Here is a 19,886-nt window from a genome sequence, read left to right on the forward strand (position 1 = left end):
CCTGCTCCCCGGAGGTTTCGAAACCCATGGCCCACACCCCCTCGTCCTACGAGGAGATCGCGCAGTCACGGCCTCGCATCCGCAGGGACGTGCTCTTCACCCGGACTCCGTCCGGCGTGCTGTTCCACAACGCTCACGGCGGGTTCAACGTCGTCACGCAGTCCGCGTACCGGTTCGCCGCGCTGATGGTCCCTCACCTCGACGGGGAGCGGCGGGTCGAGGAACTGTGCGCCGGCCTGGGGGACAAGCAGCGCGACATGGTGGTCCAACTCGTGCGCGCCCTCTACGCGCGTGGCTTCGCCCGGGACGCGGCCCCCCGGCCGCCGGTCGAGGTGCTCGCACCGCAGGTCGCCGAGCGTTTCGCCCACCAACTCGACTATCTCGACCACTACGCGGACCATGCGAGCGAAAGGTTCCTGCGGTTCCGCTCCACCCCGGTCGCCGTCCTCGGTGACGACGCGCTCGCCCGCTGGGCCGCGCTCGGGCTGCTGCGCAACGGCTGCGCCGCGGTGGCCGTCACCGACCGGGGTGGTCCTGGAACCCTCAGCCGCGAACTGCACGGTGTGGAGGGCATGGCCGAGCTGGAGGCCGAGGCCGCGGCCCTCGCCGAGGCGGGTTGCGCCCCCGCTCTGACCCGCCTGCCCGAGGCCGGCGACGGCACCCACGACACCTACGGCTGGGGCGACCTCGACGGCTGGGACACCGTCCTGGTCACCGGCGCCACCGGACACCGGCAGATGCTCCGCCTGCTCGGCGAGGGCGTACCCCCGGGCCGGCGGCTGCTGGGCGCCTGGACGTTCGGCGACCGGGCCGTCGTCGGCCCCGTGATGACGGCGGGCACCCCCGGCTGCTGGTGCTGCGCCGCCCTGCGGCTCGGAGCGGGCGCCGACGCAGCCGACAGCGCCGACCTGTGGGCCTCCGTCGGCCCCGGCGCGCCGCTCGGCACTCCCCCGCGCCTGCTTGCCGGGCCGCTCGCCGGAATGCTCGGCAACCTGCTGGCCTTCGAGGTCTTCCGGCTCGTCACCGAGGCGCTGCCGGCCGAGACCCGCAACCAGGTGATCGTGCAGGACCTCGACTCCCTCGACGTGCTCTCCGAGCCGCTGCTGCCGCACCCCCGCTGCCCGTTCTGCCCGGCCCGCGACGCCGGCACCCGCGAGGCCGCCCCGCTCCCGGGTGAGAGACTGCGCGCGCCCCACACGGACGACGAGCCCGGCGCCCTGCCGGTCGGCGGGGACGCCGACGAGGACACCGCCCGCGCCGCCCTGTCCGCGCTGGAGTTGCGGGACGTCCTGGTCCGGGAGAGGGCCGGCGTCTTCACCGCGTACGCGGACGACGAGTGGGAGCAGACCCCGCTCAAGGTGAGCACGGTCCGCCTGGGCACCGCACCCGGCCGGGTGCGACGGATATCCGCCACCGACGTCCACCATGTCGCGGGCGCCCGCCTCACCGCGCTGTTCCGCGCCGCCGAGGTCTACGCCGAACACGTCGTGCCGCCCCGGGTGCTGGAGGCCGCCGCCCTGGAGGCCGCTCTCGGCAAGTGGGACCGCGTGACGCCCGCCGCGCTCACCCTCTCCAGCGGCCTCGACGTGCCCGCCGAGCGGGTCGCCCACTGGTGCGAGGCCACCTCGCTGCTGGACGGCCGTACCGTCCTGGTGCCCGCCGGCGCGGTGCGCACCCTGGGCGGCTGGAACGACTCCGGACTCTTCGAGCGGACCTCGGCCGGGACCGGAGCGGCCGGCAGCCCGCGCGCCGCGCTCGCCCGTGCCCTGCGCACCGCCCTCGCCCACGACGCGCTGCGCGGCGCCGTCCGTCGCACCGCACCGGTGCGCACCGTGGACCCGGCGTCCCTCGCGGACGACCCCGAACTCCTCTTCCTGCTGCGGTCTGCGGAGAACCTGGGTGTCGCCGCGGAGGTCCTCGACCTGACCGCCGCGGGCGGCGGTCTGCTGCCCGTCGTCCTGGCCCGGCTCACGGACGCGACGACCGGTGAGGTGCGATGGGCCGTCGGCGGCGGTCTTCGGCACCGTGACGCCGTGCTGGAGGCGCTGCGTGACCTGCTCGGCGCCGAGCAGTTGCGCCGCGCCGCGGGTCCGGCCGACACCGGCGACCCGCTGTGGGGCGACCTGGAAGCCGCCGCCCTCGTCGCCGAGGGCACCGCGCCTGCCGCGCCGGATGGCACCACCTGGGCCGCCGCGCTGGACGGACTGGCCGCGGCGGGACGGGACGCCCTCGCCGTCCCCGTGAGCGCCCCCGACCTGGCCGCCGGTCAGGTCCACGCCGTGCGCGTCCTGCTGACCGGTGAGGAGCACGGTGCCCACTGAGACCGTGGCGGCACGCGTCCAGGGCGCTCCCCGGGCCGCCGACCCGGCCGGCCCGTGGGAGGCGGTGTGCGCCGACCTCACCGCGGCGGTCGACGGCGCCCTCGCCCAGCGGCATCCGGGTGCGCCGCGCGCCGTCGTGAGCCCGCTCGGCGTCCGGGACGAACTGGCGGCGGCCGCCCGGGATTTCGTCCCGCGCGCCGTGCCGGTCGGCCTGTACGGGCACCACGCGGTGGTGGGCCCACGTACCGCCGCCGACGGTCAGGGCTGCCCGCAGTGCCTGGCGCGCCGCTGGCAGGCGGTGCGGGCCGGCTTCCTGCGGGACGCACTGGAACTCGGCGGGGAGCCCGTCGCCACCGGAACCCCGCCCTGGCTGGTCGCCTTCGTGGCGGACACCCTCGCCGCCCTCGTCGCGGCGGCTGCCGCCGTGCCCGCGACCGGACCGCACCCGTGGGTGTGGCTGCTGGACCTGGAGACCCTGCGCGTCTCCCGGTTCCCCCTGGTGCCCGACGGCGAGTGCCCCTCCTGTGGGACACCGGAGGACGACACCGCCGACGGCGCCCGCGTCGACCTGGAGGCCGCGCCCAAGCACGCCCCGGACGGCTTCCGTCAACGCCCGCCCGACGCCTACGGCCTGACGCTCACGGCGTTCGCCAACCCGGTCACCGGGGTGCTCGGCCCGTCCGTCGCCCCCGACCTGACCTCAGCCTCCACGTCCTCGGCGATCGGCGCGTTCACCACCCGCTCCGGCAGCTACCTGCGGGAGTGCTACTGGGGCGGTCACACCGACTCGTACGGCACGAGCGTCGCAGTCGGGCTCCTCGAGGGCCTGGAGCGGTTCGCCGGGATGCGCGCCCGGTCCAAGCGGACCACGGTCACCGCCTCGCTCGACGAACTCGGCGCGCTGGGTGCCGAGGCGGTCGACCCGCGCACGACCGGCCTGTACTCCGCCGCCTTCCACGGCGCCGATCCGGATGTGCCCCGCTTCGCGCCGGACCGTCCGGTGGACTGGGTGTGGGGCTGGTCGCTGCGCGACGCCCGGCCCGTCCTCGTCCCCGAGGTGGTGGCGTACTACCACGCGCCCGGCGGCATCGCACGGCGCTTCGTGCAGGAGAGCTCCAACGGCTGCGCCTCCGGCGGCAGTCTGACGGAGGCCGTCTACCACGGGCTGATGGAGACCGTCGAACGGGACGCCTTCCTGCTGGCCTGGTTCGGCCGGGCCCGGCTGCCGGAGATCGACCCGGCGAGCAGCACCCGGCCCGAGACCCGCGCCATGGTCGACCGGCTGGCGATGTACGGCTACCGTGCCCGGTTCTTCGACACCCGGATCACGTTCCCGGTGCCGGTGGTGACGGCGGTCGCCGAACGCGTCGACGGCGGGGCAGGGCTGCTCTGCTTCGGCGCGGGCGCCTCCCTCGACCCGGAGGCCGCGCTCGCCTCCGGGCTGTGCGAGATCGCCACCGACTCCGTCAACCTGCGCCGCCGCACCACCCGCGAGGAACGCAGGCTGCGCCGGATGGCGGCCGACTTCCACCAGGTACGGGTCCTGCACGACCACCCGCTGCTGTACGGGCTGCCCGAGATGGGGCCGTACACCGACTTCCTGCTGCGCGGCCGGGACGACGCGGAGCGGGTGCCGCTCGCCTCGCTCACCTCCGGGCCTGATACGCCACGCGCCTCCGGGCCCGGCGATCCGCGTGCCTCGGACGACCTGCGCGACGACGTGGCGGCGTGCGTCGCCGCCGTGGCGGCGCACGGGTTCGACGTGGTGGTGGTCGACCAGACCGCACCGGAGCAGCGGACCCTCGGCCTGAGCACGGTCAAGGTCCTGGTGCCCGGCCTGCTGCCGATCGACTTCGGCTGGAGCCGCCAGCGCGGCCCGCTGATGCCCCGCGTCCGCACCGCGCTGCGCGAGGCGGGGCTGCGGGCGGACGACCTGGGCGACGGCGATCTCAACCCGGCGCCGCATCCGTTCCCCTGACGACCCACATCCCCACGCCGGCCGCCCGCCTCCCGGCCGGCCGGCGCCCACCAAGACGAGCAGAAGAGGGAGTGACCATGGGATACGCCCATGAGTACGCGACCGCGGTGATGCGGCGGGGCAGGATCCCCATGGAACCGGCCGACTTCGTCCCCGACTGGTCCGACCGCCCCCGCAAGGGCAAGTTCTTCCCGGGCGCGCCGTCCTTCCCGCTGCCCGACGGGGGCTGCGCGGACGATGCCACCCTGGGCCGGGGGCTGTTCGGGCAGCCCGGCACCGGGGCGTTCACCCTGCCGCTGCTCGGCGCGATGCTGCGCGACTCCTACGGGCTGACCGGCCGTCGCCTCGCCGTCCAGGCCAACACCGACCTGGGATCCCTGCCCTTCCACTCGCACGCCAACTGGTCGCGCGGCACGGCCTCGGGCGGCGGCCTCTACCCCGTCGGCGTCCACTGGATCAGCGGGGCGAGCGGACCGCTCGCGCCGGGCGTCTACTACTACGACACCCCCGGGCACCGGGTCACCCGGCTGCTGTCCGGCGATGTCACCGGCGAGGTCCGGGCCGCGCTGGGCGATCTGCCGGAGGCCGCCGGCACCGACCAGTTCCTGGTGCTCGGGGTGACGTTCTGGCAGAACTCGTTCAAGTACAACAGCTTCTGCTACCACGCCGTCACCATGGACGTCGGGGCCCTCCTGCAGACCTGGCGGATGTGGGCCCGCGCGCACGGCCTGCACCTGGGCAGCGCCCTGTGGTTCGACGAGCCCCGGCTGGGCCGGCTGCTCGGCCTGGATCGCGAGGACGACGGCGTGTTCGCCGTCGTACCGCTGCGCTGGGACGGACCGGCCCCGGAGCGGGACGCGCCCCGCACGCCCGAGGCGCGGGTGCGCCGGGTGCCCGACGAGAAGTCCCGCCGGGTACTGGCCTTCCCGACCCTGCGCCGTATCCACGACGCCACCCTGGAGGGCGCCGCCGAGCGGCCCGCGCCCGGCGCGCTGGACGTCGCGCTGGCCGCGGTCGCGGGCGACGGCGAGCGCTGCCCGCTGCCCGAGCCCGCGCCGCTGGACACGTCCGTGCGCCGGGCGTTGCGCGAACGCCGCAGCAGCTTCGGCCGGTTCAGCGCCGTCGCACCCCTGGAGGCCGACCGGCTGTCGGTCGCGCTGCGCGCCGCGGTCGCCGCGGGCACCCTCGACAGTGACACCGAGACACCCGGCGCGGCCCCGCTGACCCGGCTGTACGTCTTCGTCAACCACGTGCGCGACGTGCCGGCCGGTCTCTACGAGTACGACCGGGACACCGGGGACCTGGTGCTGATGAAGGCCGGCGACCACGCCGGTTTCCTCCAGGACAACTACTTCCTCGCCAACTACAACCTGGAGCAGGCCGCCGCCGTCCTGGTGCCGGTGGCCCGTACCCACGCGGTGCTGGACGCCGTCGGTGACCGGGGTTACCGCCTGGTCAACGCGGCGGTGGGGGCGACCGCCCAGGCCGTCTACACCGCCGTCTCCGCGGCGGGCACCGCCTGCGGTGTCGCGCTCGGCTTCGACAGCGTCTCCTACGAGGAGGAACTCGGCCTCGCCGACCGCGGTGAGATCCCGCTGCTGATCATGTTGATCGGCCACGAACGGCCCCGCCCCGCCGACTACCGCTACGACATCGTCGCCCCGTGACCCGCGTGCCGCCGCCCGCACCGGGCCGCCGGACGACGATCCGGCGGCCGCGGGGCGCGGCGGCGGCACACCCCACCCGAAAGGAGGAGGGCGTGAGCCCGACCGCCACCACCCCGGCCCACGACACCCCCGCCCCCGCCGCAGGGCGTACGGCCCTGCACAGCCGCTTCATGCTGCGCGTCGCGGGTCTTCCGGCCGACACCGTCCTCGCCCTGCGTGCCCCCGAGGCGGCCCGCTGGGCCGCCCGGACCGCCGCCGAGGAGGACCGGCTCACCGAGCTCGGCGCCCGGCTCAGCGACCCGCTCGCGGGCGCGGTCGGCGCCACCGACGACGCCGCGCTGCGCCGCCGTCTGCTCGGCCTGCGCCGGCAGGTCTTCAACAACCGGCTGCCCGGTGATCTGGACGCGGCCCGCGCCCTCGCCGCCGGACTCGGGCCCGTCACCGCGGCCGACCTGACGGCCTGGCTGGACGCCCGGGTGCGGTGGGAGCGGCTGCGTGCCGAGGGCGGCACCGTCCTCACGGACGCGCTGGCCCGCACCCGCGCCACGCTGCGCGACCTGGCCCGCGACGACCGGCTGCGCCGCGGCCTGCTGCTGGCCTCCCCCACCCTGGAGGAGCGGCTGGACGCCTTCGCCGCCGACCCGGTGCCGGTACCCGGCAAGCGGGCCCGGAAGATGGAGCGCTCGCTGCTGTCCTACCTGTACCGCACCGCGTGCAAGACCAGTCCGTTCAGCACCCTCACGGGCGTCGCCCTGGGCTGCTTCGAGAGCACGGGCCAGGCCGGCGCACAGGCAGGCACGCCGGTCGGCGCCGACTGGAGGGGGCACCCGAGGCTCAACGTCGTCGTTCTGACCCGGCTCGCCGAACTCGTCGCCGCGGACCGGCAGCGCCGCGCCGACCTGCCGGTCACCCTCGCCTCCGGCTGGAAACTGGACGAGGACCGCGTCCGCTATGTGCAGCGGGCGGTGAGCGCCGGTGACGACAGCGCCACGGTCAGCTTCGACGCGGCGCAGGACCGGCTCTTCTTCCTCCGCAGGCAGGGCACCCTCGACGGGATGCTCGCGCTGCTGCGCGGCAAGGAGGGCGTGCTGCGCCACGGCGACCTGGCGCGCTGGCTGACCGCCACCACCGGCGCCGGCGCCGAGGAGGCCGAGCACTACCTGACCGCCCTGATCGACCTCGGCATGCTGCAGCTGCCCAGCCTCGACACCGGGGTGCACAGCGGCGACCCGCTGCGCGCCTTCCAGCGTGCGCTGCGCGCGCTGGACCGTCCCTGGGCCGACGCCCTCGCCACCCGTCTCGACGTCCCCGGCGGCGTCGTCGAGCGCTACCCGGCTGCGGACCTGGACACCCGCCGGACCCTGCTCACCGAGCTGCGCGCCGACCTCACGGCGCTTCAGACCGAACTGGGCGCCGATCGGCCCACGCTGCCGCAGACCCTGCTCTACGAGGACGTCTCGGCCGGCACCACCACCGCCGACCTCACCGAGTGGACCGCCCTGGCCGGCCCGCTGCGTTCGATCGGCCGCGTCCTGCCCGCGTTCGACGTGGCACTGCCGCAACGGCTCACCCTCAAGGGCTTCTTCCTCGCCCGTTACGGCCGCGGCGGACGCTGCGACGACCTGCTGCGCCTGGTCCACGACTTCCACGAGGACATCTTCCGGCAGTACCTCCAGTTCACCGCCACCAAGGACGACTTCCTCCCGGACGGCAGCCACGCCCCGGAGGAGAACTGGCTCGGCATGCCGGAGATCACCGCCCTGGACCGGGCCCGGTCCGCGTTCACCGCCCGGATGCGTACCGGCTGGGCCGGACTCCCGCCCGCGGCCGAGGAGTTCGTCCTCGACGATGCCACCGTGGACGCGGTGGCCGGGGCGCTCGGCGGGGCCGCGCCCGCCTTCCAGCCGTACAGCCACTTCCTCCAGCCAGGGCGCCGGGACGGCGAGCTGCGGGCCGTCCTCAACGACTCCTTCGGCGGCCTGTGCTTCCCCTTCACCCGCTTCACCCACTGCTTCGACGGCCCGGGCGTGGCAGGCCCGGGTCTGACGGCGGCGCTGCGCGACGAGTTGCGACGGCTGTGCCCACCCGGCGCGGTCTTCGCCGAGATCACCGCCGGTGCCGCCACCACCAACCTCAACCTGCACGGCGCCCTGACGGACTACGAGATCGTCTGTCCCGGTGAGAACAGCACGGCGCCCGAGGAGGCACGGCTGTCCCTGGACGACCTGTACGCCGTGCACGACGATGCCGGCGACCGGCTGATCCTGCGCTCGGGACGTCTCGACCGCGAGGTCGTCCCGCTGTACCTCGGCTACCTCGTCCCCATGGTGCTGCCCGAGATCCCGCGCACCCTGCTGCTGTTCTCCCCGACCGCCCGCTCCGTGCTGGACGTGTGGCGCGGAGTGCCGGCCGGTCCCGCCGAGGACGGTGTCACGCGGCGGCCGCGGGTCCGCCACCACTCCCTCGTCCTCCAGCGGCGCTCCTGGACGGCCGCCGACGGCAGCCTGCCGCAGCGGGCTCCCGGCACCGCCGACAGCGACTGGTACCTCGCCTGGCACCGCTGGCGGACCCGGCACGGTCTGCCCGGCCGGGTCTTCGTGACCGTCCACGGGGAGGCCGCGGACGGCGAGGAGAGCGCCGGCGCCTGGTTCGGCGGCTCCAAGCCCCAATACGTCGACTTCGACAGTCCGCTGTCGCTCATCGCCCTCGAAGGGCTCCTCGCCGGCGGACGCGCCCGGTGCGTCTTCGAGGAGATGCTGCCCGGCGAGGACGAGCTGTACGTCACCTCCCCGCACGGCCGGCACGTCGCCGAACTCGCCGTCGAGATGCTGCCCGGCCCGGCCGGCCTGCCCGAAGAGGACCCGACCCGATGACCGCACCCCTTCCCTCCCCCTTCCCCTCCCACTCCCCCGGCTCCGGCTCCGATACGACCGCCCCCGACGCCCGCGCCCTGGACGCGACCGCCGGCGAGGCTGCCGGCGACGCCCCCGGCGAGTGGCTGGCCGTCCACGTCTTCTACGCGGCGAGCCCCCGCCCGCTGCTGCTGACCTGTATCAGGCCGCTGGTGGACGCCCTCACCGAGGAGGGCCTGCTCGACGGGTACTTCTTCATCAACTACTGGCTGGAGGGCCCCCACCTGCGGCTGCGGCTCAAGCCGCGGCGGGCCGCGGACGCGGAGCTGGTGCGGGAGCGGACAAGCGCCGCGCTGGAGGAGTTCCTGCGCGGGCGACCGGCCCTGTACGAGGTCAAGGCCGGTTTCCTCGCCGACCTCTACGAGACCCTCTTCACCCTGGAGTACAGCGAGGAGCAGCGCGCCGGATACCTGGGCGAGGACGGTCGGATGAAGCTGCGGCCCAACAACTCCTTCGAGGAGCGCCCCTACGATCCCGAGTTCGGCAAGTACGGCGGGCCCGCCGGGATCGAGCTGGCCGAGTGGCACTTCCAGCACTCCAGCGACCTGGTCATCGAGGCCGCCCGCACGATGAACCTGCATCTGCGGACCGTGCTGCTCGGGCTGTCCGCCCAGCTGATGATGGTCATGTCCGGCACCTTCCTCGCCGACGACGAGTCCCTGCTGGGCTTCCTGGACAGCTATCACACCTTCTGGAACGAGGCGTTCAGCGGGACCACGTTCACGGCCGACCAGGGCTACGACCGCGCCTACAACGCGATGGGCGACCGGCTGCCCGAGCGGTTCCGGCGCATCCGGCAGGCGGTCGCCACGGGCGAGCTGCACCGGCTTCCGGTGTTCCTGCTCGGCTGGGCCACGCACTGCGCCGAACTCCGCGACCGCGCCGCCGGCCTGGCCCGGGCCGGTGAGCTGACGTTCCGCTCCTGGGACGGCACCCGGGACATCCACGCCACCGACCCCGCGTACGCGCTGCCCATGCTGCTCTCGCCGTACATGCACATGACCAACAACCGGCTGAGCATGACCATCCGCGACGAGGCGTTCCTCTCCTACGTCCTCGCCCGCGCCCTGCGCGACGGATCCCCGGACGGCGAGGAGTGAGCGCCGACGTCTTCCTCGCGACCCGGCCACGCGTCCGCCCGGACATCGTGGCCGGCCCGAGCCTGGTGCGCGGGGCGGCCCGCATCCACCTGTTGAAGGATCCGCGCACCGGACGGCGCATGGAGGTCGGCCCCAAGGAGCACTTCCTCATCACCCGCCTGGACGGCACCCGCACGCTGGAGGAGATCGGCCGGGAGTACACCGGAGAGTTCGGCACCCGCCTCGGCGAGGCGCAGTGGGGACAGCTGCTGCGGCTGCTGCACGGCCGCGGCCTCCTCGACGGCGCCCCCGCGCCCGCCGCACCGCCCGCCGCCGCAACGCCGGCCCCCCGGCCGAACGGGCTGCTGGCCGGACGGACCCGGTTGGTCGCCGACGCGCCCGCGCTGATGGACCAGTTGCACCGCGCCACCGCTCCCCTGCGGCGGCCCGCGGTGCCGGGCGTGCTCGTCGTGCTGGCCGTCGCGATGGTCACGGCCGTCGCCGTCCAGTGGGGCATCCTGTGGCGGCAGACGGAACAGACGGCCCGGCAGCCCGTACTGCTCCTCGCGGTCGGCTGCGTCCTGTGGTGCAGCCTCGCCCTGCACGAACTGGCCCACGGCCTGGCCGCGCGTGCCTGGAACGGCCGGGTCACCGAGATCGGGCTGCGCTGGATCCTCGGCGCCACCTATCTGTACTGCGAGATCGAGGACGTCCAGTTCCTGGGCGGCCGAGGCCGCAAGGTGGCCACCGCCTGCGCCGGGGTCCTCGCCAACATCCTCTTCCTGGTGCCGTTCTACCCGGTGTGGGCGCTGCTGCCGCCCGGCGCCGACGCACGGCCCGCGCTCGGCGCGCTGCTGCTCCTCGGCACGGTCTGCGGCCTCGCCAACCTGCTGCCGCTGGCACCCCTCGACGGCTACAAGGCGCTGGGGCACGCGCTCGCGGTCATCGATCTCGCGGCCGGCAGCCGCACGTTCACGGCGCTCGCCCTGCGGGCACCGCTGCGCCGCGGCCCGGGCCTCGGCGCCTACCCCGCCCGGCTGCGCCTGGTGTACGGGGGCTTCGCAGTGCTCACCGCGGTGCAGTGCGCGGCGCTGCTCGTGCTGTGCGGGGCGGCGCTGCGCACCGTCCTGCCCGACCACCTGGCCGTGCTCGCCTGGGCGCTGCCGCCGGCGCTGCTGGGCGCCCTCCTGCTGCTGTGGGCGCTCGGCACGCTCGGCCGCGCCCTGCGCGCCCGCCGCGCCCCGGCCCCCTCGGCCGGCCCGGCAGCGGCCCCGGCGGCTGTTCCCGCCGAGTCTCCCGGCGGGCGGCGGGCCCGGCCCGCCGCCGCACCCATCGAACGTGTGCCGGGGCGGTCCGCCGCGGCACGGACGGACACCGAGGGCGCCGCCGGCGTCCCGGAGCCGTCACCGCACCCAAGGAAAGGCGAGATGAGCGGACCCGACACGCAGACCGAGGCCGTCCCCGGCGGCACGGAGACCGAGCCGGTCGTCGTCCTGGCCGGCGTCACCAAGCGGTACGGGGAGGTGACGGCCCTCGACGGCGTCTCCCTGACCGTGCGGCACGGCGAGTTCTTCGGCATCCTCGGCCCCAACGGCGCGGGCAAGACCACCCTGGTGGAGATCGTCGAGGGGATGCGCGAGGCCGACTCCGGGACCGTCACCGTCCTCGGCAGGAGCCCCTGGCCGCGCGACACCGCACTGCTGGCCCGGATCGGCGTGCAGACCCAGGCGTCGGCGTTCTTCGCCCGGCTCACCGCGGTCGAGCACCTGCGCACCGTCGCCGCGCTGTACGGCATGGAGCCGGGCGTGGCGCGCACCGCGCTGGAGCGCGTCGGCCTCACCGACAAGGAGAACGCCCGGATCGACCACCTCTCCGGAGGCCAGCGCCAGCGGCTCGCGGTCGCCACCGCACTGCTCAACGAGCCGGAGATGATCTTCCTCGACGAGCCGACCGCCGCCCTCGACCCCGAGGCCCGGCGCGAACTGTGGGACCTGTTGCGCTCGTTGCGTGCCGAGGGCCGCACCATCATCTGCACCACCCACTACCTCGACGAGGCCGAGGCGCTGTGCGATCGGGTGGCGATCATCGCCGAGGGCCGGCTCGTGGCGCTCGACTCGCCCCGCGGCCTCATCCGCTCCCTCGCCGCGCCCACCCGGCTGCTGCTGCCGGCCGCGGACCTCTCGGCGAAGGACGCCCTCGCGCTGGACGGGGTCGACCGCGCCGCCGTCGAGGGCGACGAACTCGTCATCGAGACCACCGCCGCCAACCGCGTCCTCACCGCCCTCGGCGACCTCGTGGACATCTCCACGGTCTCGGTGCGCACCGCCACCCTCGAGGACGCCTACCTGAAGCTGACCCACACCGGATCGGAGCACCACCGTTGAGCGCGTACGCCGCACTGACCAGGGCCACCTACGTCGCGAGCGTGCGCGACAGAACGACCCTCTTCTTCACCTTCGCCTTCCCCCTCGCCTTCCTGATCCTCTTCGGCCTCATCTTCCGGGGCCAGCAGGTCGACGGCGGCCTGTCCTCCATCAACTACATCGGCCCGGGCGTCCTGTCCTGGGGCGTCGGCAACGCCGCCGTGTTCTCCGTCGGCTTCGCCCTCATGCAGTGGCGCCGGGACGACGTGCTGCGCCTCATCTGGCGCTCCCCCACCCCGCTGCGCACCCTGCTCGCCTCCCGCTGGACGGTCGCGCTGGGCGTGGCCCTCGTGCAGGCCGTGCTGTTCACCGCCGTCGCCCTGCTGCCGTTCTTCGGGCTCCAGTTGAACGGGCCCTGGTGGGCGGCGCTGCCGCTGCTGGTGCTGGGCGTCACCGCGTTCCTCGCCATGGGTCTGGTGGTCGGCAGTGTCGCCGACACCCCGGAGGCGGTCGCCGCCATCGCCAACATCGTGATGGTGCCGATGGCGTTCCTGTCCGGCTCGTTCTTCCCCGACGACCTGATGCCGGGCTGGCTGCGCACGGTCGCCAAGGTGCTGCCGCTGCACTACCTGAACGACGGCCTGACCGATGCCATGGGCGGGCGCGGGGACCTCGGTGACATCGGCGTGGACTGCGCCGGACTCGCCGTCTTCGCCGTCGTCTTCGGGCTGATCGCCACCCGGATCTTCCGCTGGAGCAACCGGCCATGACCCCCTTCACCGCCCCCGCGACGGCCCTGTCCCCCCTGGAGGCCGCCCGCGCGGACCTCCAGGCCCGGCTGGCGGCCCGCGCCGCGGCCGCGGGCCTGCCCGCTCCCGCCGTGTCCCGGATCGGCGACGCCAACGTGCTCGGTGACGCCGGTGTGCCGGTCGCCTCCGACGTACCGGTCGCCTCCGCCGTCCCCGGCGACACCGACGCCGCCGGCGCGCGTCCCGGCCGGGCCGCGCCCGCGCACACCGCCGCGGTGCACCTCACCGCTCAGGCCGTGCTGCTCGGTCCCTGGGGCGGCACCGCGGACGCCGGACCGGCCTGCGGCATGTGCCTGGCCATGCGCCGGCAGCGACTGCGCACCCGGACCGAACGCGAGGCACTGGAAACCGGCTCAGCGACCACCGCCGCCGGCCACTGGCCCGCCCTGCCCGACCACACGGTGGACGCCGTCTGGTCCCTGCACCGGCTCATCGCCTCCGGCGCCTCCCGGCACACCCCGGACGGCCCCGACGCCGCACTCCCCCGGGTCACCGAACTCGACCTGGAGAGCCTGCGGGTACGAACCTTCCCGCTCGTGCCGGAGCCGATGTGCCCGTACTGCCGCCCGCTCACCGAACAGGCAGCGCGGCAGGCCGCGCAGGAGGCCGTGGTGGGACCGCTCGCCACCCGCCCCAAACCGCATCCGGACGCCTACCGGCTGCGCCGCCCCGCCGACTACCCGCTGCCCGTGAAGGGCCTCGCCAACCCGGTGTGCGGGGTACTCGGCGGCGGAACCTGGATCGACGTCACCTCCCCCACCACCGCGCCCGTCGCCGGCAGCGTCTTCATGCGCGGCTACGCCGGACTCACCGACGTCACCTGGAGCGGCCAGGCCAACTCCTTCGTCCGCAGCCGCGACCTCGCCTTCCTGGAGGGGCTGGAACGCTACGCGGGCACCCACCGCCGGCACCGCGCCCCCGTCGTCACAGCTTCCTTCGACGAGCTCGGCGACCGCGCCCTGGACCCGCGCTCCTGCGGCCTGTACGCGCCGCACACCTACGCCGAGGATCCGATGGTCGAGCCGTTCGACCCGGCCCGGCCGATGCCGTGGGTCGCCGGCTGGTCCCTGCGCGACGAACGGCCGGTGCTCGTCCCGGCCCGGCTCGTCTACTACAGCGCCGGGACCCGCGAGGACAACTTCGTCTTCGAATGCTCCAACGGCTGTGCCACCGGCGGCTCCCCGGAGGAGGCCATCCTCTTCGGCCTGCTGGAACTCGTCGAGCGGGACGCCTTCCTGCTCGGCTGGTACGGCGGTCTGCCGCTGCCGGAGATCGACCTGGACTCGGTGCGCGGTCCCCAGGTGCGGGCCATGGTGGCGCGGGCCGCGCTCCAGGGCTACGACGTCCACGTCTTCGACAACCGGGTCGACCTGCCGCTGCCGGTCGTCACCGGGCTCGCCGTCCGCCGTGACGACGGGCCCGGCACCCTGGCGTTCGCCGCCGGCGCGTCCTTCGACCCGGAGACGGCGGTGGAGTCCGCGATCTCGGAGATCCTCACCTACATCCCGCACCTGCCCCGGCAGGTCGCCGAGCGGCCCGCCGAACTCACCGCCATGGCAGAGGACTTCGAACTGGTCAGGCAACTGCCCGACCACGCCGCGCTCTTCGGACTGCCGGCCATGCGCCATCATGCGCACAGCTACCTCGCTCCACCACAAGTGGCTTCCCTGTCCGGCCTGTTCGGCGGATGGCAGGAGCGGCGGCCGCGCACGGGCGACCTCCGTGACGACCTGACGCTCCTGCGCGACCTGCTGGTCTCGGCCGGGTGCGACGTCGTCGCCGTCGACCAGACCACGCCCGAGCAGCGCCGCATGGGTCTGCGCACGGTCGCCACGCTCGCTCCGGGGCTGCTCCCCATCGACTTCGGATGGCTGCGCCAACGTGCGCTGCACATGCCGCGGCTGCGGACCGCACCGTACCGCGCGGGCCTGGTGCCGACGCCACTCGAAGACGGTCACCTGCGGCTCGTGCCGCACCCGTTTCCCTGACGGCGGCGGGCGCACGACAGGGTCCCCGCCGCGTGGAAGCGCCGAGGACCCTCGCGGCCGGACGGGGAACGTCAGGCGGTGCAGGAGGTGGTGCTGGTGGTGCTGGAGCAGGTGCTCGTCGAGGAGCAGCTCGTGGAGGAGCCGAGCATGACCTCGCTGGCGTCCGAGTAGTCCGTGATCTCGAAGGTCTCGGACTCGAGGTCCAGGATCTCCTGGGCGAGAGAGGCAAGGGTGTTGTCAGCCATGACGACTCCTTCTGGTACGCGGGACCCGACGCCGGGCGGAACGGGACGGCTCCACCCGGTGGTGCGCCGAACGCCCCCTGAACTTCGGGGACTTGCGGCACATCCTTTTCTACGCGGCGCGGCCGTCACCACCCTCGCCGTCCGCTGTCACCCCGCTGACACCCATCCCAGGAGACCGCACATGAGCGACCACCGGCACAGACCCGACGCCGGCCCGAACCTCGGCCGCCCCGCCCCCGCCGCAGACATCGCCGCCCCCGGCCTCGCCGCGCTGCTGACGCCCACCGCGGAGCTGTACCTCGACCTGCACCGCCATCCCGAACTCTCCGGAGCCGAGCGCCGCACGGCGGGCCGCTTCGCCGACTGGCTGGCGTCGGACGGCTTCCGCGTCGTGCGTGAGGTGGGCGGTCACGGCGTGGCCGCCGAGCTCCGCAACGGCGACGGTCCCGCCGTACTCCTGCGTGCCGAACTCGACGCCCTGCCCGTCGCCGAGGACACCGGCGTGCCCTACGCGAGCACCGTCACCGTGCCCGGCCCGGACGGCGGCAGGGTCCCGGTCATGCACGCCTGCGGGCACGACGCCCACCTCGCGTGCGCGGCGGCGGCGGCCCGCTGGCTCGCCTCCCGCCGCGACCGCTGGCGCGGCACACTCCTCGTCGTCGGACAGCCCGCCGAGGAGACACTCAGCGGCGCCCGGGCCATGCTGGAGGACGGCCTGTACGAGCGGATCACCCCGCCCGACGAGGTCCTCGCCCAGCACACCGCGCCCTTCCCGGCCGGCATGGTGGCGCACGCCGACGGGCCCGTGCTGGCCGGCAGCGTCACGCTGGAGGTGGTCTTCGAAGGCGACGGCGGCCATGCCGCCACCCCGCATCTCACCGCCGACCCGCTGCTGGCCGCCGCCGGTGTCGTGACGCGGCTCGCGTCCGTCGCGGCCCGCGAGGCCGATCCCGCGGAACGGCTCGTCGTCACGGCGTCCTCGCTGCGCACGGGTAACGCGGGGCATGCCGGGAACGTCATCGCCTCTCGCGCCGAACTGCACGTCACCGCACGCGCGTTCACCGAGACCGCCCTCGACCGGGCCGTCGCCGCCGTGCAACGGGTGGTCCGCGCCGAGGCTTCGGCCGCCGCCGTGACACCCCGCGTCACCGTCACCCCGGTGACCCGTTCCGGTGTCACACTCCCCGACCCGGAGGTCGCCGCCGCCGTCCGCGACGCCCACCGGGCGCGCTTCGGAGCCGGCCGGGTCACCGGGTGGCCGGGCGCCACCGCGACCGAGGACTTCCCGCTCCTGACCGGCGCCGGTGCCCATCTCCACGGGCGGCCCGGAATCCGCGGCGCCTACTGGATGCTCGGCTCCACCGGACCCGCGCAGTGGTCGGCCGCGCCCGGCACCGGTGCCGCGCAGAAACTCCGGGCCCTGCCCGCGAACCACTCGCCCCGCTACCTGCCGAGCGTCCGCCTCACGCTGGAGACCGGCACGGCCGCCCTCGTGACGGGTGCCCTGGCACGGCTTGGACGGGGTCGAGGGGGGAGCGGGTCTTGAACCCGCTCCCCCCCACCGCTGCCGCCGGCGCGGGGACTGTCAGCCCGTGGCCCCGTCCTCCCAGTGATGGACCGCGGTGGTCGCGGTGACATCGCCGGAGTACACGAGGGCCACACGGTGGTTGAACTGGATGGTGTACATCGTCTTCGCACCGGTGACGACCGTGCCGCTGGTCTTGAAGTAGTCGACCGTCGCGAACGGCGCCTGGGTGGCCACGTACGCCTGGCCGGCGGGAATGCTGTACCCGCTGATGGGGGCCTGCGCCGAGGCGCCCAGACCGGCCGGGTACTCCGAAGCGTCCGGGTAGCTCGTCCCGTAGACGGACACCGGCGCGGTGCCGGCGGGGCTGATGACCTTCACACCGTAGACCTGCTTGGTGTTCTGGCCGTCGGGGTTGTAGAACCACACCTTGGCACCGCTGTACCAGATCGCGGTCCACTCGCCCTGCTCATCGGCGACGACGAACTGCTGACCTGCCTGCGCCGTGCTGCCCCAGTCGCTGATCTCGTCCGTGCCCGCGGCCGTGCCGTGGATCGCCTGGTCACCGAAGAGCGGAGCCGCCGCGTCCGGAGCGGTGCGCAGGTAGACGGAGTTCGACTTCTGCTCCCGCTCCGTGCAGGAGGGGGTCGCACCGGTCGGGTCGTCGACCGGGCACACCCGGACCGTCTGCACGTTGGTGTCGAAGACCGGGTCGATGGTCACGACCGAGCCCACGGGCGCGGTGGCACGTATCCCGCTGAGCGGCGCACCGACCAGCTTCATGAAGTGGTCCCAGTCCCAGCTCGGCCCCGGGTCCCAGTGCTGATTGCGGACACCGGACAGGCTCGGCCCCGCGACGTCGTCGTGGCCCAGGATGTGCTGGCGGTCCAGCGGGATGTCGAACCGGTGAGCCAGGTACTGCACGAGGTAGGCCGTGGACTGGTACTGGGCTTCCGTGTACCAGGTGGCGCCCTGCGCGGCGTAGCCCTCGTGTTCGATGCCTATGGAGTGCAGGTTCGTGGAGTAGTCGCCCGCCTGGAAGGCGATGTCCTTGGTGGGCACCATCTGCGTCACCGCGCCGTCCGAGGACCGCATGACGTAGTGCGTCGACACGCCGTTGGCCGGGTTGGCCAGACTGGCGACGCCGGAGTCGTACGTGCCTTCCAGGTCGTGGATGACGATGGTGTCGATCTTGATGCCGTTGGCCGGGCGGTTGGAGACCTGCAGTCCCGCCTGGGATCCGGGCACGAAGGTGCACGGCACGGCCGGCGGACACTCGGTGTCGGTGGCCGCCGCGTTCTTCAGGTGGAGCCGGTCCACCTGCGCGAGAGCAGGGCTCACCGAGGGCGCCGCATCGAGCCGGACCCGCTGGCCGTCCTTGGTGGTGACGCCCATGCCGCTGCGCATGGTGGAGAACACGCGGTCCGCGAAGACCTTCGCGTCCTGCTTCCGGGGCGACTGGCTGTAGCGCGCGACAGCGCCGTACCACTGGGACGGGTCCTCCGGAGCGCCGCCCACGACCTGCTTCTCGTACGAGGCCAGCAGGGCCGCGCCGCCACGGATGTTCGCCGCGGGATCCTTGCGCAGCGCGTCCTCGGACAGACCGGTCAGCTTCGCGGCGGCCTGCAGGGTGTGCAGCGCCGGGTTCGCGGCCATCGACTTCAGGTCGCTGCGCCCGACCGCGCCCGCGTCACCGGTGGCCATCATGGCCGGGGTCACATCGGTGAGGTGCATGGGCCCGTAGCCGCCGTCCGCGCTGGCCTGCGCCCCGTGCGACTCCCAGGCCGACTCCTGGTACGCCAGGCCGAGCAGGACGCTCGACGGAACGTGGTACTCGGCGGCTGCGGAGGTGAAGTCCTGCTGGCGCGTGTCGCCCGAACTGTTCGCGGTGGCGCTCGTGTCGGCCAGCGCGCTAAGCGGCTGAACGGCCAGGCCGCCCGCGGCCAGCGTGCCGACCGCGATGGCGACGAACACCCTCCGCCGCGTCTTCCTCTTGTGCAAGGTGCTTGGTCCTTTACGGGAACTCAGAAGTTGAAGGTCGTTGAGCACACCGCTGATCAGGTCGCCGGCGAAGCCCGCGTATGCCGGAGCCCTCGACGGCCGGTCGAGACAACTGACCGGCCACCTGCTGTCGAACCTGTTCCAACGCGTGCGGCCCGCCCGGACCAGTAGCTCCGGAGGGCCGTCGTCGCAGATCCAGGGACGAGACGACCGCACCGGCCACGCTGCCGGGCGAGCCGCCACCCCATGACCGAGGCGCCCCGCGACAAGGCGCCACGGGACATTTACTTGACGATGCAATCAGTATATGTGGTTCATGCACGGAAACACGTAGCGGTCCGGCTACGAACGTGTGAAGGTATTGAGGGGGTCCTCGCCGCAGCGGAGCCGACCCGCCGCACCGAAGGCTGCGGCGCTGCGGGAACGCGGCAGGGGTACCGCACGAGGCGCAGGCAGCGAGTTCCTGCTCGCCGCCGACATGCGTTTCGCCTGCCCGGGCCGGTGGGGCGGGGCCGCACGTTCGCGATCCTCTACGACGGCCTCGACCTGGACGGGGTGCGGGCCGAGCAGCACGGATACGTGAACCGTGCCTTCCCGACGCCGAACTCGACCGGTTCGTCGATGCGTTGGCGTCGCGCGTCGCGTCCTTCCACCTGCAGACCATCAAGGACGTCAACCACTTCGTCGACCTCGCCACGCTGCCACCGGACGCGGAGTTCAAAGGTCAGGTGGACGCCTCCTGGGCCGCGGCGAACCGTCCGACGCAGCAGCACCTCGCGCAACAGCTCTTCGCGGCGGGACTTCAGCAGCGCAGCGATGTCGAACGCGGACTTCCGCACCGGGTCACACGGTTCCCGTACCGCCCCGGCTCCGAGCAACTCGGCGAGACATTCGCCGAGCAGTCCGCCCCGACGCCGGAACCGGGACGGGCGCACGAAGTCCCAACTGCCCTCGTGGCTCCCGGGTGACGTGTCGGGCCAGGTGACGTGCCGTCGTCG

At 74.0% G+C, this 19,886-nt stretch carries 12 protein-coding genes; 10 read left to right on the forward strand and 2 right to left on the reverse strand.

Annotation, left to right across the window (positions count from 1 at the left end):
* The first annotated feature begins 26 nt into the window (after positions 1–26).
* From ACFXI4_RS05370 to ACFXI4_RS05405, 8 genes are all read left to right on the forward strand, one after another.
* Complete coding sequence (locus ACFXI4_RS05370) at positions 27–2,321, forward strand: TOMM precursor leader peptide-binding protein (RefSeq protein ID WP_384988341.1); 2,295 nt, start codon at positions 27–29, stop codon at positions 2,319–2,321.
* A complete protein-coding gene (locus ACFXI4_RS05375; RefSeq protein WP_384988343.1) occupies positions 2,311–4,299 on the forward strand; it encodes a TOMM precursor leader peptide-binding protein in 1,989 nt (662 codons plus the stop codon). The genes ACFXI4_RS05370 and ACFXI4_RS05375 overlap by 11 nt, the downstream gene beginning before the upstream one ends.
* A 77-nt stretch (positions 4,300–4,376) precedes the next feature.
* Entirely contained in the window at positions 4,377–5,966 is a 1,590-nt protein-coding gene (locus ACFXI4_RS05380; RefSeq protein ID WP_384988344.1) for a nitroreductase family protein, read from the forward strand.
* Between the two features lie 92 nt (positions 5,967–6,058).
* The gene (locus tag ACFXI4_RS05385) at positions 6,059–8,839 is read left to right on the forward strand and encodes a lantibiotic dehydratase (RefSeq protein WP_384988346.1); all 2,781 of its coding nucleotides are present in this window, start codon (positions 6,059–6,061) and stop codon (positions 8,837–8,839) included.
* A complete protein-coding gene (locus ACFXI4_RS05390; protein WP_384988347.1) occupies positions 8,836–9,978 on the forward strand; it encodes a lantibiotic dehydratase C-terminal domain-containing protein in 1,143 nt (380 codons plus the stop codon). Before ACFXI4_RS05385 ends, ACFXI4_RS05390 begins: the two co-directional genes overlap by 4 nt.
* Complete coding sequence (locus ACFXI4_RS05395; protein ID WP_384988348.1) at positions 9,975–12,341, forward strand: ATP-binding cassette domain-containing protein; 2,367 nt, start codon at positions 9,975–9,977, stop codon at positions 12,339–12,341. The genes ACFXI4_RS05390 and ACFXI4_RS05395 overlap by 4 nt, the downstream gene beginning before the upstream one ends.
* Positions 12,338–13,090: an ABC transporter permease gene (locus ACFXI4_RS05400; protein WP_362732062.1), complete on the forward strand. Its 753-nt coding sequence runs from the start codon at positions 12,338–12,340 to the stop codon at positions 13,088–13,090. Before ACFXI4_RS05395 ends, ACFXI4_RS05400 begins: the two co-directional genes overlap by 4 nt.
* Positions 13,087–15,117, forward strand: coding sequence for a TOMM precursor leader peptide-binding protein (locus ACFXI4_RS05405; protein ID WP_384988349.1), 2,031 nt, complete (start codon positions 13,087–13,089; stop codon positions 15,115–15,117). The genes ACFXI4_RS05400 and ACFXI4_RS05405 overlap by 4 nt, the downstream gene beginning before the upstream one ends.
* Before the next feature lie 71 nt (positions 15,118–15,188).
* Here the strand turns inward: ACFXI4_RS05405 and ACFXI4_RS05410 are convergent, their stop codons facing one another.
* Entirely contained in the window at positions 15,189–15,362 is a 174-nt protein-coding gene (locus ACFXI4_RS05410) for a thiazolylpeptide-type bacteriocin (protein ID WP_031179489.1), read from the reverse strand.
* A 181-nt stretch (positions 15,363–15,543) separates the two neighbouring features.
* Here ACFXI4_RS05410 and ACFXI4_RS05415 point away from each other — a divergent pair, with 181 nt between their 5' ends.
* The gene (locus ACFXI4_RS05415) at positions 15,544–16,908 is read left to right on the forward strand and encodes an amidohydrolase (RefSeq protein WP_384988350.1); all 1,365 of its coding nucleotides are present in this window, start codon (positions 15,544–15,546) and stop codon (positions 16,906–16,908) included.
* Between the two features lie 39 nt (positions 16,909–16,947).
* On the opposite strand, the gene ACFXI4_RS05420 is transcribed toward ACFXI4_RS05415, so the two are convergent.
* Entirely contained in the window at positions 16,948–18,888 is a 1,941-nt protein-coding gene (locus tag ACFXI4_RS05420; protein ID WP_384988351.1) for an N-acetylmuramoyl-L-alanine amidase, read from the reverse strand.
* Positions 18,889–19,514: 626 nt separating this feature from the next.
* Between ACFXI4_RS05420 and ACFXI4_RS05425 the strand changes: the two genes are divergently transcribed.
* Positions 19,515–19,856, forward strand: a complete 342-nt coding sequence (locus tag ACFXI4_RS05425) for a hypothetical protein (protein ID WP_384988353.1) — start codon at positions 19,515–19,517, stop codon at positions 19,854–19,856.
* Positions 19,857–19,886 lie beyond the last annotated feature (30 nt).

Source organism: Streptomyces sp. NPDC059224 (assembly GCF_042754285.1).
Classification (GTDB): Bacteria; Actinomycetota; Actinomycetes; order Streptomycetales; family Streptomycetaceae; genus Streptomyces.

What these genes read in the sequence shown, in the direction of transcription:
- ACFXI4_RS05370 (WP_384988341.1), top strand. Translation starts at nt 27, where the DNA reads ATGGCCCACACCCCCTCGTCCTACGAGGAGATCGCGCAGTCACGGCCT.
- ACFXI4_RS05380 (WP_384988344.1), top strand. Translation starts at nt 4,377, where the DNA reads ATGGGATACGCCCATGAGTACGCGACCGCGGTGATGCGGCGGGGCAGG.
- ACFXI4_RS05390 (WP_384988347.1), top strand. Translation starts at nt 8,836, where the DNA reads ATGACCGCACCCCTTCCCTCCCCCTTCCCCTCCCACTCCCCCGGCTCC.
- ACFXI4_RS05405 (WP_384988349.1), top strand. Translation starts at nt 13,087, where the DNA reads ATGACCCCCTTCACCGCCCCCGCGACGGCCCTGTCCCCCCTGGAGGCC.
- ACFXI4_RS05410 (WP_031179489.1), bottom strand. Translation starts at nt 15,362, where the DNA reads ATGGCTGACAACACCCTTGCCTCTCTCGCCCAGGAGATCCTGGACCTC.
- ACFXI4_RS05415 (WP_384988350.1), top strand. Translation starts at nt 15,544, where the DNA reads ATGAGCGACCACCGGCACAGACCCGACGCCGGCCCGAACCTCGGCCGC.